This is a genomic window from Flavobacterium ammonificans, assembly GCF_020886115.1.
Taxonomy (GTDB): Bacteria; Bacteroidota; Bacteroidia; order Flavobacteriales; family Flavobacteriaceae; genus Flavobacterium; species Flavobacterium ammonificans.
Genome location: NZ_AP025185.1, coordinates 1552046 through 1566546 on the forward strand (window position 1 = coordinate 1552046; position 14501 = coordinate 1566546).

Annotated in this window: 8 protein-coding genes; 1 reads left to right on the forward strand and 7 read right to left on the reverse strand. The window is 34.2% G+C overall.

Annotated elements, in window-relative coordinates:
• Positions 1–60 precede the first annotated feature (60 nt).
• The 5 genes from LPC20_RS06880 to LPC20_RS06900 all read right to left on the reverse strand — a co-directional run bounded on the left by LPC20_RS06880 (position 61) and on the right by LPC20_RS06900 (position 7869).
• Positions 61–1851, reverse strand: a complete 1791-nt coding sequence (locus LPC20_RS06880; protein WP_229323822.1) for an acyl-CoA dehydrogenase family protein — start codon at positions 1849–1851, stop codon at positions 61–63.
• Between the two features lie 43 nt (positions 1852–1894).
• On the reverse strand, positions 1895–3076 hold the full coding sequence (locus LPC20_RS06885; protein ID WP_229323824.1) for an acetyl-CoA C-acyltransferase: 1182 nt from the start codon (positions 3074–3076) through the stop codon (positions 1895–1897).
• Between the two features lie 53 nt (positions 3077–3129).
• Positions 3130–5520, reverse strand: a complete 2391-nt coding sequence (locus LPC20_RS06890; RefSeq protein WP_229323827.1) for a 3-hydroxyacyl-CoA dehydrogenase/enoyl-CoA hydratase family protein — start codon at positions 5518–5520, stop codon at positions 3130–3132.
• Positions 5504–5971 carry a MarR family winged helix-turn-helix transcriptional regulator gene (locus LPC20_RS06895; RefSeq protein WP_229323829.1) on the reverse strand — a complete coding sequence of 156 codons (468 nt, stop codon included), beginning with the start codon at positions 5969–5971 and terminating at the stop codon, positions 5504–5506. The genes LPC20_RS06890 and LPC20_RS06895 overlap by 17 nt, the downstream gene beginning before the upstream one ends.
• 125 nt (positions 5972–6096) lie before the next feature.
• Positions 6097–7869, reverse strand: a complete 1773-nt coding sequence (locus LPC20_RS06900; protein ID WP_229323831.1) for an AMP-dependent synthetase/ligase — start codon at positions 7867–7869, stop codon at positions 6097–6099.
• Between the two features lie 117 nt (positions 7870–7986).
• On the opposite strand from LPC20_RS06900, the gene LPC20_RS06905 reads away from it, so the two are divergent.
• The gene (locus LPC20_RS06905) at positions 7987–9909 is read left to right on the forward strand and encodes an LTA synthase family protein (RefSeq protein ID WP_229323833.1); all 1923 of its coding nucleotides are present in this window, start codon (positions 7987–7989) and stop codon (positions 9907–9909) included.
• Positions 9910–9918: 9 nt separating this feature from the next.
• On the opposite strand, the gene LPC20_RS06910 is transcribed toward LPC20_RS06905, so the two are convergent.
• The gene (locus tag LPC20_RS06910; RefSeq protein WP_229323835.1) at positions 9919–10692 is read right to left on the reverse strand and encodes a DUF3667 domain-containing protein; all 774 of its coding nucleotides are present in this window, start codon (positions 10690–10692) and stop codon (positions 9919–9921) included.
• Between the two features lie 61 nt (positions 10693–10753).
• Positions 10754–14461: a phosphoribosylformylglycinamidine synthase gene (gene purL / locus LPC20_RS06915; protein ID WP_229323837.1), complete on the reverse strand. Its 3708-nt coding sequence runs from the start codon at positions 14459–14461 to the stop codon at positions 10754–10756.
• Positions 14462–14501 lie beyond the last annotated feature (40 nt).

Below are 14501 nucleotides of genomic sequence, written 5' to 3' on the forward strand. Positions count from 1 at the left end.
AATTAAATCAAAAGCGGTTTTCAAAACAAATTAAATTCAAACTAAAAACTATCTTTATGCTTAGTAACAGTAAGTGTTTTCTAAAACTAATTTTGAAGTAATTACTTCTCTTAGCGCTACTACGTTTGGCATATTAGTATATTTAGTAAAACGACGTAGCCCCATTAACATCATTCGTTGTTCATCTCCTTCAGCAAAAGATACAATACCTTCTTTTCCTTTTTGAGTTACAATATCAACAGCTTGATATAAGTATAATCTAGCCATTGCTATTTGTTCTTGAACATTAGCTTCGCCTTGTTTTTTAGCTAATTTTTCAGTTCTTAAAACTGTACTTTCAGCCATATAAATTTCAATTAGCATATCAGCGGCAGCCATCAATAATTGTTGGTGTGCTTCTAAATCAGTTCCAAATTTCTGAATAGCACCACCCGCAACCATTAAGAATGCTTTTTTCAATTTACCAATCATTTCTTTTTCTTCTGAAAATAATTCATAATAATCTGGTGTGTCAAAAGAAGGAATACCCATTAACTCTTCTTGCACTTTCATTGCAGGGCCTAATAAATCTACCTGACCTTTCATGGCTTTTTTGATTAGCATACCCACAGCAAGCATTCTGTTGATTTCGTTAGTTCCTTCATAAATACGTGCAATACGAGCATCTCTCCAAGCCGATTCCATTGGAGTATCTTCAGAGAATCCCATTCCGCCATATACTTGAATACCTTCATCAGCACAATTTTGTACGTCTTCTGAAACGGCTACTTTCAAGATAGAACATTCAATAGCAAATTCCTCAACTCCTTTTAATTCTGCTTCTTGGTGTGAAATACCTTCCGCTTCACGAAGTTTGATTCGAGTTTCAATATCTTGCGCTGCTCGATAAGTTGCACTTTCTCCCGCATAAGTAGAGGTAGCCATTTCAGCTAATTTAGCACGAATAGCACCAAAACTTGAAATTGGAGTGTTAAATTGAACTCTTTCATTAGCATAGTTTACTGCATTTGAAACTACTCGGCGTTGTGCATCCAAACATGCAGCCGCTAATTTAATACGACCAACATTCAAAGCGTTCATAGCAATTTTAAACCCGTTTCCTCTTTCAGATAACATGTTTTCAACTGGCACTTTCGTTTCGTTAAAGAATACCTGACGTGTTGATGAAGCACGAATTCCTAATTTATGTTCTTCTTCTCCAAAAGAAATTCCATTGTCAGCTGTATTTTCTAGGATGAAACCAGTAATGTTTTTATCGTCTTCAATTCTTGCAAAAACGATAAAAAGTGAACAAAAACCAGCATTAGAAATCCACATTTTTTGTCCTGTGATTTTGTAATGTGTTCCATCTTCAGACAAAACCGCTTTTGTTTTACCTGAATTAGCATCACTTCCTGCTCCTGGTTCAGTTAAACAATAGGCTCCAAACCATTCGCCCGAAGCTAATTTCGGAACGTATTTTTGCTTTTGTTCTTCTGTTCCATATAAAGTAATTGGCATAGTACCAATTCCTGTATGCGCACCAAAAGCTGTTGAAAACGAACCCGTTGCTCCCGAAATATAATCGCAAACTAAACAAGTATCTACAAATCCCATTCCCATTCCGCCATACGATTCAGGAACTGCAATACTTAAGAAACCCATTTCCCCTGCTTTACGCATGGTTTCTTCGGTTAAAGCATAATCTTTCTTTTCAAAACGATCTTTGAACGGCCAAATTTCTTTGTCTACAAATTCTTTAACCGAATCACGCATCATGATTTGCTCCTCAGAAAAATCTTCTGGTGTGAATATATTTTCACATTTAGTTTCTTTTACAAGGAATTGTCCTCCTCTAGTAATATCTTCCATAATTTATTTTTTTACTGTTGTTTGATAAATCAATATTGTTTAATTATAAAATTTCGTAGATACCAGCTGAACCTTGACCAGTTCCAACACACATACTTACAATACCGTATTTGCTACCTCGATTTTTCATTTCATCAAATAATTGCACCGATAATTTAGCTCCAGTACAACCTAGAGGGTGACCTAAAGCAATAGCGCCACCATTCACATTTACGATGTCTGGGTTCAAACCTAATTCGCGAACAACTGCTAATGATTGAGATGCAAAAGCTTCGTTTAGCTCGATTAAGTCAATATCGTTTAATGTCAATCCTGCTTGTTTCAACGCTTTCGGGATTGCTTTTACAGGTCCAATACCCATAATTCTTGGTTCTACACCAGCTGAGGCATAATTCACTAATCGTGCAATTGGAGTAATGCCTAATTCTTTGACCATTTCTTCACTCATTACCAAAACAAAGGCAGCACCATCACTCATTTGAGATGAGTTTCCAGCAGTTACACTTCCATCAGCAGAAAAAACAGGTTTTAATTTACCTAAAGCAGAAATGTTGGTGTCGGCTCTTGGCCCTTCATCTTTCGATACGGTATAGGTTTTAGTTTCTTTTTTACCGTTTTCGTTTATAAATGTTTGTTCTACAGTAATAGGAACTATTTGTTTATCAAATTTACCTTCAGCTTGAGCTTTCAAAGCTTTTTGGTGAGAGTTGAAAGCAAATTCATCTTGGTCTTCACGAGAAATATTAAATTGTTTTGCAACAGCTTCAGCGGTCAAACCCATTCCCCAATAATAATCTTCATTTCCTGCCGCAGCGACACCGTAATCAGGAGTAGGTTTGTAACCTCCCATCGGAATAAAAGACATACTTTCGGCACCACCAGCAATGATACAATCAGCCATTCCACTTTGAATTTTGGCAGTAGCCATTCCGATAGTTTCTAATCCTGAGGCACAATATCTATTTACAGTTACACCAGGAACATCAGTAACTTTCAATCCCATTAACGAAATTAATCTACCTACGTTTAATCCTTGTTCTGCTTCCGGCATGGCATTACCTACCATCACGTCGTCAATACGAGTTTTGTCAAAATCAGGCAACTCATTCATCATAAATTGGATGGTTTCTGCAGCCAATTCATCAGGTCTTTTAAATCTAAACACGCCTTTTGGAGCCTTGCCCACTGCGGTTCTGTATGCTTTTACAATATATGCTGTTTTCATCTTTTATTTTTTTGGTACACAGATAGAATTTCAATCAGTGTGGATTAAGAAAATTAATTACGTAATGGTTTCCCTTTAGTTAACATAAATTGGATTCTTTCCAATGTTTTTCTCTCAGTACATAAACTTAAGAAAGCCTCACGTTCAATATCCAATAAGTATTGCTCGCTTACCAAGGTTGGTTCTGATAAATCACCACCAGCCATCACATAAGCTAATTTATTGGCAATTTTTCTATCATGTTCTGAAATGTATTTACCTGCTTGCATTTGATCTGTTCCTACTAAAAACATTCCTAACGCTTGCTTTCCAAGTACTTTTACGTCTTTTCGTTGCATTGGTTGCGTATAACCTTGTTCCGCCATTTGTAATGCCACTTGTTTAGCAACAGCTATTTGACGGTCTTTATTAACTACCACAATATCTTTTCCTTTTTGTAAAACACCCATATCAAAGGCTTCATAAGCAGATGTTGCTACTTTTGCCATTCCAACGGTTAAGAAATATTCTTGCAATACATTCAATTCAACATCATTTTTGTGGAATAAATCCGAAGCACGCAAGGCCATTTCTTTAGAACCACCTCCACCAGGAATAACACCTACTCCGAATTCTACTAAACCAATATAAGTTTCTGCCGCAGCAACTACTCGGTCGGCGTGCATCGTCATTTCACATCCACCTCCTAATGTCATTCCGTGTGGAGCAACAATTACAGGAGCTGCAGAGTAACGCACACGCATCATAGTATCTTGAAACATTTTAATAGCCATGTTCAATTCGTCGTATTCTTGCTCAACTGCCATCATAAAAATCATTCCGATGTTGGCACCAACTGAGAAATTCGCGCCTTGATTTCCAATAACCAAACCGTTATATTCTTTTTCAGCTAAGTCAATGGCTTTGTTGATAGCTTGTAGCACATCACCACCAATGGTATTCATTTTAGATTGGAATTCAAGATTCAAAATTCCGTCACCCAAATGCTGAATTACAGCACCACTATTACTCCAAACTTTTTTACTTTCTCTTATGTTATCTAAAATAATGAAAGCATCTTGTCCAGGAACTTTTGTTGCTGATTTTGATGGAATGTTGTAATAATAAGTAGCCCCTTCTTTTACAGTATAAAAACTTGTATTTCCTGACGCAATCATTTCGTTAACCCATGCTGCTGGTTCATATCCTTCTGACTTCATCAATTCGATTCCTTTTGCAACGCCAATCGCATCCCAAATTTCGAATGGTCCATTTTCCCATCCAAAACCAGCTTTCATAGCGTCATCAATTTTATAGAAATCATCTGAAATCTCCGGAATTCTATTGGAACAATAGGCGAACATGGCAGCGAAATTTTTTCTGTAAAATTCACCAGCTTTATCTTTTCCTTTAACTAAAACTTTGAAACGGTCGATTGGTTTATCAATCGTTTTGGTTAATTCTAAAGTAGCAAAAGAAGCTCTTTTCGAAGCTCTGTACTCTAATGTATTTAAGTCTAAAGATAAAATCTCTTTACCTTCTTTTTTGTAAAAACCTTGACCTGTTTTACTTCCTAACCATTTGTTTTCCATCATTTTGGAAATAAAATCGGGAAGTTGAAATAAGTGGTGAGCTTCGTCGTTTGGACAGTTTTCATAGATACCATTTGCTACATGAACTAATGTATCTAATCCAACCACATCTACTGTTCTAAAAGTTGCTGATTTTGGTCGTCCAATAACAGGGCCAGTTAATTTATCTACTTCTTCAATAGTCAATCCCATTTCTTTTACTAAATGAAATAGACTTTGGATTCCAAAAATTCCGATTCGGTTTCCAATAAAAGCTGGAGTATCTTTAGCAACAACCGAAGTTTTTCCTAAAAACTTAGAACCATATTCAGTTAAGAAATCCAATACTTCAGGATTGGTTTTTGGACCAGGAATGATTTCGAATAATTTTAAGTAACGTGCCGGATTAAAAAAGTGCGTTCCACAGAAATGTGCTTGAAAATCTTCAGAACGTCCTTCGCTCATAAAATGAATTGGAATTCCAGAAGTGTTAGAGGTTACCAAAGTACCTGGTTTTCTGTACTTGTCAATTTGTTCAAAGACTAGTTTTTTAATATCTAAACGTTCAACAACCACTTCAATAATCCAATCATAAGAGGCAATTTTAGACATGTCGTCTGAAGTATTTCCAGTCGTGATTCGGTTCGCAAATTTTGTATGGTAAATAGGAGAGGGCTTTGATTTTAAAGCATTCGCTAAATGGTCATTTACTATTCGATTACGAACAACTTTATTTTCTAAAGTAAATCCCTTTTTTTCTTCAGCTTCTGTTAATGTATTTGGGACAATGTCTAGAAGAAGGACTTCTAATCCAATGTTAGCCAAATGACATGCAATCCCAGAACCCATTATTCCAGAACCTACTACTGCTACTTTTTTAATGATTCGTTTCATTGTTTATTGTATCCGTTTGATTAAAAATTCTTTTGTTTTGAATTAACTCATTAATAATTTCTGTAACCTCTTTAAAATGATTTAATTTCTCTTCAGTTACATATTCTTTTATTGCTTCATTAAATTTTAATACAGTACTTTTAGAAAGCTCTCTTTTTTCTTTTCCAAGTTTAGTAAGGTATATTAAAACGCCTCTTCCATCGCCAGGATTTTTTTTCCGAATTAACAAACCCTTATCCTCCATTGATTTTAAAGTTCTTGTTAAGCTCGTGGCCTCCATTCCCATTTTGGGACCAAGAGTGGTTGATGGTGTTCCTTTATCTTTATCTATACTTAATAATACAAATCCTGTTGCCATTGTTGCTTCATATTTTGAAGCTTCTTCATTATACATTCTAGAAACCGCTTGCCAAGTGGCTCTTAATAAGTAATCAATTGTTTTATCTTTCATTTTAAACTATATCGATTTCAAATATAAATAAAAATACTATGCGTGCATAATAAATTTATTATTTTTTTTCAAAAAAAAATCCCCTGTCGTTTTGAACAGGGGATTGAATAATAAAAAATAGATTTTTAATTGTATATTTTTTGAAATAAATCGGAATACTTTTCCATCACAATTTTTCGTTTAAGTTTTAGTGTTGGAGTTAAATGTCCTCCATCTATCGACCAAACATCTGGTGTAAGTTCAAAACGTTTGATTTTTTCCCAATTTCCAAATTTCTCATTTAATTTATCGACTTCTTCTTGAATGCGCTCAATTACTTTTTCATTAGTAACGATTTCTTCATTTGAGTTTCCAATACTTATTTGATGCATTTTAGCCCATTCTTTTATAAAATCAAAACTTGGTTGAATTATTGCTCCTGGCATTTTTTGACCTTCACCAACAACCATTATTTGTTCAATAAATCGGGACTGTTTCATCGTATTCTCAATAATCTGAGGAGCAATATATTTACCTCCAGAAGTTTTGAACATTTCCTTTTTTCTGTCTGTGATTTTTAAGAATCCTTCAGCATCAATTTCACCAATGTCTCCTGTATGAAAATAATTTTTACTAATAACTTCAGCAGTAAGTTCTTCGTTTTTGTAGTATCCCATCATTACATTCGGGCCTTTGCAAAGAATTTCGCCATCTTTAGCAATTTTAATTTTTACTCCTTCAATTACTTTACCAACTGTACCTACTTTAAACCCGAAATTCCTCATATCGTTTACGGTAATAACAGGTGATGTTTCTGTTAAACCATAACCTTCCATAACGGGTATTTGAGCTGCAGCAAATACTCTTGCTAATCTCGGTTGTAATGCTGCACTTCCAGAAACCATTAGATCTAGATTACCACCTAATCCTTCTTTCCATTTGCTGAAAATCAATTTACGAGCTATTTTAAGTTGGAATTCGTACCACCAACCGTTTGCTCCGTATGGTTCATAACGTAAGCCGAGTTCAATTGCCCAAAAGAATAATTTCTTTTTAATACCAGTTAATTGAGTTCCTTTTGCATATATGCTGTCATACACTTTTTCTAAAAGTCTAGGAACAGCCGACATTACGTTAGGTTGTACTTCTTTGATATTATCACTGATTTTTTCTATAGACTCTCCAAAATAAATAGATACACCATAATATTGGTATAAATATAAAATCATTCTTTCAAAAATATGACAAACCGGTAAAAAGCTTAATGCGCGACTATTTCCTTTTTCAAAAGGAATTCTAGGTGCACTGCTGATTACGTTTGAAACAATATTTTTATGAGAAAGCATCACCCCTTTAGGTTTTCCAGTTGTTCCAGAAGTGTAAATTATAGTCGCTAAATCTCCTGGCTTAACCTTATTTTTGCATTCTTCTACATCACTTTGATTGCTTTCATCTTTTCCTAATTCCAATAATTCAGTCCAGTTTTTACAACCTTCTATACTATTAAAAGAATAAACTTCTTTTAAAGAACTTACATTCTTTTTGATAGCATTGACTTTTTTTAATACCTCCTCATCAGAAACAAAACAATATATTGATTCTGAATGATTTAAAATGTATTCATAATCTTCTTCAGAAATTGTTGGATAGATTGGAATGGTTTGGGCACCAGTTTGGAGTATACCAATATCCATTACATTCCATTCGGTTCTATTGTTGGTTGATATAATAGCAATTTTATCGTTTTTTTGAACTCCAATTCTCAACAAAGCACGCGAGATAGCGTTAGCTTTACTAATATACTCTTCAGTAGATGTCTTTATCCATTCTCCACCTTGTTTGGTTACCAAAGAATCTGAAATATTAAAATTTTCTTTTTGGTAATACGGAAAATCAAAAAGCCTAGTAATTGTTATCATATTAAAAATTTTTATGCAATTTAATTAATTTATAATGTAATATCAAAATTTATTTTTAGCTGTATTGGTAAATAGGAAATGATTATTTTTGGCACTTACTTAATTTTTAGAGTTAAAATGAAACGATTACCAAGATATAGCGAATATAAAGTATTAGCATACAGAATTATGCTAATCTATTTTTTTTATTTTTTAGCACGACTTTTATTTTACTTCTACAATAAAAATTTAATTCAAATTGATGGAATTGGTGATATCGCATCAATGTGTTTTTATGGATTGGCTTTTGATACCGCTGCTATCCTATATTTAAATGTGCTTTTTATTGTATTTTCAATACTTCCACTCCGAATTAATCACACCAAAAAGTACCAATCGTTTTTATTTTATTTGTATTTCATACCCAATCTTTTGGGCTACGCTACTAACTTCATTGATTTCATTTATTATCGATTTAATTTTGGGCGTTCAACTATTGCAGCACTAGATTCTTTAAAAAATGAAAGTAATAAGACTATATTATTGGTTAATTTTTTAATGAATTACTGGCATGTTTTTGTTTTGTTCGTATTGGTTTCATTTTTTTGGGTGTATCTGTATAAGAAAGTATCAATTTCTGAAGTTCAGCATCATTCAGGAAAGGTTTATTTCGGAAGTTCTCTTATTAGTTTCTTACTAACTAGTACATTAATAATTGGGGGTATTCGTGGTGATTTCAAAAAAAGTACACGTCCAATCAATATGATAGATGCCAGTCGTAATGTTAAAAATTCTTCTCAGGCAGATGTTGTGCTAAACACCCCATTCGCATTAATTAGAACTATGTTTAGTAATAATTTCAAGAAAGTGAATTTTGTTAATTCAATTACAATTGACTCATTGGTTCAGCCCATAAAACAATACAAAAACAATCCAAAATCAAAACCTAATGTGGTTATATTTATTTTGGAAAGTAATGCTAAAGAGTATTTTGGTTCTTTTAATAAAGACATTAAAATTCCTAATTACAAGGGTTATACGCCTTTTGTAGATTCATTGGCCCAACATAGTATGATATATACAAATGCGTATGCCAATGGTTATAAATCCATTCATGCAATGTCTTCTGTTTTAGCTGGGATTCCGTCATTTAAAGATGCATTCACATCATCTCCGTATCCAAAACAAAAAACAGAGTCCTTAGTTTCTACATTAAAAAGTGAAGGATACGCTACTTCTTTTTTTCATGGTGCACCTAATGGTTCGATGGGATTTTTAGGCTATGCCAACATTTTAGGATTTGATCATTATTATGGTAAAAACGAATATAATAATGATGCAGATTTTGATGGCGTTTGGGGAATTTGGGACGAACCCTTCTTTCAATACTTTAATACTACTATTGGCAAAGAAAAACAGCCCTTTATGGCTACACTTTTTTCAGTTAGTTCTCACGAACCGTATCAAGTTCCAGATAAATACAAAGGGAAATTTCCCAAAGGCGATGTTAATATTCATCAATGTATTGGCTACACCGATTATGCGTTGAAACAATTTTTTGCTTCTGCTAAAAAAGAAGCATGGTTTAAGAATACAATTTTTGTTTTTGTAGGTGATCATGGTAATACTATTTATTACGACGAATACAAGAAAGAAATGAATAAGAATGCGGTAGCTATGATGATATATAAACCTAATTCTGATTTGGTAGGGGAGAGTAAAGAATATGCTCAGCAAATCGATTTGTATCCTACTATTTTAGACTTGATGGGTTACAATAAGCCATTTAGAAGTTGGGGTAGAAGTTTGGTAGGAGACAAGAAAATACAACCCTTTGTAATTCGTTATTCTTCTAATTTGTACCAGTTCATGAGCGGTAATTACATCTGCACATTTGACGGCAATAAAGTGGTTGGCTTTTATGGTAAAAATGATAAGGACTTAAAATACAATTTAATTGCTAAAAGAAATTCCGAAATGGATCTAATTGAATTAAAATGTAAAGCTTATATACAAGATTATATGGCGAGAATAATGGATAAAAAATTAGCGCAGCATTAGAATTCTTAATTATTTAAATTTCCAATTACTGACAATTCCAACAATAAAGATTACAATAAGTACAAGTTCAAACAGTAATAATAAAGAAAAAATCAACATTCGAATTGTGAAGTATTTTTTGTTATAGAAGCCTTTGAATGTTTGATAGTAACTGTAAATCGGAAGGGATAAAATGACTATAAAACTTGCTAAAGACATTATATCACTTAAAAAATCAAAGTAGATTGTAAAATCTAAAAATGAAATTATTGAGCTAAAAGTATTTACCAATAGAATTCCTAAAAAAGTAATACCTGCAATAATAAAATGTTCACTTAAATTCAATTTACGTTTTCTAAACAAAACATATCCATTGATAGCAAACAAAGGCACAAATGAAAAAATAATTATTTTGGCATAATCACTGAAAAACTGCTCTATTTTTTCTCCTAAAGCATTACTTACTCTCTCATTAATTTTTGGATTATAAATTTCAGAAAGATTATCATAGTAAGAGGATAGAAAAATATTAAGCCCTATGAGAAGTAGAATTAGATAAAATACATTATAGTAACGAATTCTTTTTCCTTCAATATAATCAATCGCAGCTTTTCCAGGTCTAATTAAGGATTCTTTTGCAGTAAATAGCATCCCTTTATCAAAATGAAATAATCCATGAAGTACATCATGAAAAATAAAATGCTTAAAGGTTATTCTGTGGATGTTTGTTTTTTGTCCACAATTACTGCAGAAATTACCATTAGTTTCAAAATTACAATTTAAACATTTATTAGGAAGGCTCATGAATTAAAATTTGGTTTACAATAATAAAAAAAAATCAGCCAAATAAGGCTGATTTTAAAGATTATTTTTTGTTTTCAATCCATTTTCTGGCATTAACAAAGGCTTCCTCCCAAGGCGAAACTTCGTCGTTTCTATCTTTTGGATAATTAGCCCAGTTCCAAGGGAATGTAGAACGTTCAATATGAGGCATCATTACTAAGTGACGGCCTGTGGTATCACATAACATGGCAGTATTGTAATCAGAACCATTTGGATTAGCTGGGTAGCCTTCGTAACCGTATTTGGCTACTATATTGTAATTTTCTTCTCCCATTGGTAAATTGAATTTCCCTTCACCATGCGATACCCAAACTCCTAAAGTACTTCCGGCTAAACTAGATAACATTACCGAATTGTTTTCTTGTACTTTCACGGAAGTAAAAATACTTTCGTGTTTGTGGCTGTTGTTATGGTGCATTTTTCCATGTAATTCATGTTCCGGATTGATTAATTCCAATTCCATCAACAACTGACATCCATTACAAATCCCTACAGATAAAGTATCTTCTCTTTTGTAAAAATTGGTTAATGCTGTTTTTGCTTTTTCATTGTATAAAAAGGCACCTGCCCAACCTTTAGCCGACCCTAAAACATCTGAGTTAGAGAAGCCACCTACGGCCCCGATAAATTGAATGTCTTCCAAATTCTCACGACCCGAAATCAAATCGGTCATGTGTACGTCTTTTACATCAAATCCAGCTAGGTACATCGCATTCGCCATTTCGCGTTCCGAATTACTTCCTTTTTCACGAATAATAGCTGCTTTTGGACGTGGTTTACTCGCGTCAATAACTGGTTTTTTTCCTGTAAAATGAGTTGGAAAACTAAATTGTAACGCTTGATTTTTATAATTGTCAAAACGCTCTTTTGCTGTTCCGTTTTTCGCTTGTTTTTGGTCTAATAAAAACGATGTTTTGAACCAAATATCGCGGTATTCAGAAATGTCTAGTTTCCAATTAGCGATTTCTAATGTAGAAGTATTGCTTACGTTACCAATTTTGAAAAATTCAATTTGATTGGCATTTAATTTTGCTTCAACTTCTGCATCCGATTTCGCTTGCAACACCAATCCGATATTTTCAGCAAAAAGAATTTTAACTAGGTCTTTTTCTGCGAAAGCACTAAAATCCAATTGTGCTCCTAAATTGATATCGGCAAAACATAGTTCTAAAAGCGTAGTAATTAATCCACCACTTCCAATATCATGTCCAGCTACAATTTGATTGTCGCCAATTAATTCCTGAATGGTATTGAATGCTTTTTTGAAGAAAGCGGCATCTTTAATAGTTGCAGTTTCAGTACCAATAGTATTTAAAATCTGTGCAAAAGAAGAACCGCCTAATTTAAATTCATCTTGTGACAAATTGATATAATAAATAGAACCAGCTGTCATTCCCTCGCCAGGGAATCTAAATACTGGTTCTACTACTTTTCTAATATCTTTACAATTTCCACCTGCCGAAATAATTACTGTTCCTGGCGCGATTACTTCGTCGTTAGGGTATTTTTGCTTCATCGAAAGCGAGTCTTTCCCTGTTGGGATATTAATTCCTAATTCGATAGCAAAATCTGAACAACCTTCTACAGCCGCATACAAACGAGCATCCTCACCTTCATTTTTACAGGCCCACATCCAGTTGGCCGACAATGAAATTCCTTTCAATCCGTCTTTGATTGGTGCCCAAACAATATTCGATAAGGATTCGGCAATGGCATTTCTACTTCCTGCTACAGGATCAATCAAGGCAGCAATAGGAGCGTGACCGATAGAGGTTGCAATTCCTTCTTTTCCATTGTAATCCAATGCCATTACACCACAATTGTTTAAAGGCAATTGTAATGGACCTGCACATTGTTGTTTGGCTACTTTTCCGCCTACACAACGATCAACTTTATTGGTTAACCAGTCTTTACAAGCTACCGCTTCTAATTGCAATACTTCTTTTAAATAGGAAGTAAATTGAGTTGCATCGTATTGAACGTCTTTATAATTATAAGTAACTGTTTTATCAGTCATTATAGTTTTTGGCGAACTACCGAAGAAATCTTCCAAAGCATAATCCATTGGTTTCAACCCAGTCGATTTTGATTCGAAAGTAAATCTATGATCGTTAGTAACATCACCCACTTGGTACATTGGAGAACGTTCTCTGTCGGCAATGCGTTGTAAGGTATCAATGTCTTTTTGACCAATAACCAATCCCATTCTTTCTTGCGATTCGTTACCGATAATCTCTTTAGCAGAAAGGGTAGGGTCGCCTACAGGTAATTTGTCTAAATCAATCAATCCACCAGTTTCTTCTACTAATTCTGAAAGACAGTTCAAGTGTCCACCCGCACCGTGATCGTGAATCGATACGATAGGGTTGGAGTCGCTTTCTACCAAACCACGAATGGCATTGGCAGCACGTTTTTGCATTTCTGGATTCGAACGTTGAATGGCATTCAATTCAATTCCTGAACCAAAAGCACCAGTATCTGCTGAAGAAACTGCAGCGCCACCCATTCCAATTCTATAATTTTCACCACCTAAAATAACGATTTTGTCGCCTGCTGAAGGTTTGTGCTTTATTGCTTGATCTAATTTTCCGTAGCCAATTCCACCCGCTTGCATGATTACTTTGTCATAACCTAATTTTCTAGCCTTTGCTGAGCCTGTCGAAGCATTTTCTTGGTGTTCAAAAGTTAAAACCGAACCTGTAATTAGGGGTTGCCCAAATTTATTTCCAAAATCAGAAGCACCATTCGAAGCTTTAATTAAAATATCCATTGGAGTTTGGTACAACCATTTTCTCTCGGCAACACCATTTTCCCAATTTCTATTATTTTCCAATCGAGAGTAGGAAGTCATATATACTGCAGTTCCTGCTAAAGGCAACGAACCTTGACCTCCCGCTAAACGGTCACGAATTTCTCCTCCTGAACCCGTTGCAGCTCCGTTGAAAGGCTCCACAGTTGTTGGAAAATTATGGGTTTCGGCTTTTAATGAAAGCACCGAATCAAATTCTTTTTCTTGGTAAAAATCAGGTTTGTCAGCACTTTTTGGTGCAAATTGTGTCACTTTTGGTCCTTTTATAAATGCCACATTGTCTTTGTAAGCCGAAACAATATCATTTGGATTTTCTTGAGACGTTTTCTTGATTAATTTGAATAAAGAAGTTTCTTTTTCTTCCCCATCAATTACGAAAGTTCCGTTGAAAATTTTATGGCGACAGTGTTCTGAATTGGCTTGAGAAAAGGCGAAAATTTCAGAATCGGTTAATTTACGACCTAATTTAGTCGATAAATTATCCAAGTATTCTACTTCTTCTGGGCTTAAAGCCAAACCTTCTGTTTTGTTATAAACATCAATATCATCAATATCCAAAATAGGTTCTGGCGTAACATTGATGGTAAATATATCTTGGTTTAATTCAGTGTATTTTTGCGAAAGCATCGGGTCGAAATCCGTAAAATCTTCCGTAGCGTAATGAAATTCTTCAATTCGAATGATTCCTGAAATACCCATATTCTGGGTAATCTCAACAGCATTGGTACTCCAAGGCGTAATCATTGTGGCGCGTGGACCAACAAAAAAATCCGCTAGGACGGATTTTTCAATTTTATGCGCGTTGGCAAAAAGCCAGTTTAGTTTTGAAATGTCTTCAGCCGATATTTCTCCCGAAGTTTCGGGATTGCTAGTTTGAACGGCAAAAACAGTTTTACTTTGGTTTTCAAAGAAATGAATCATTGTAGTGAGTTTGTTGTATTGTACTGCAAATTTAGTGTAA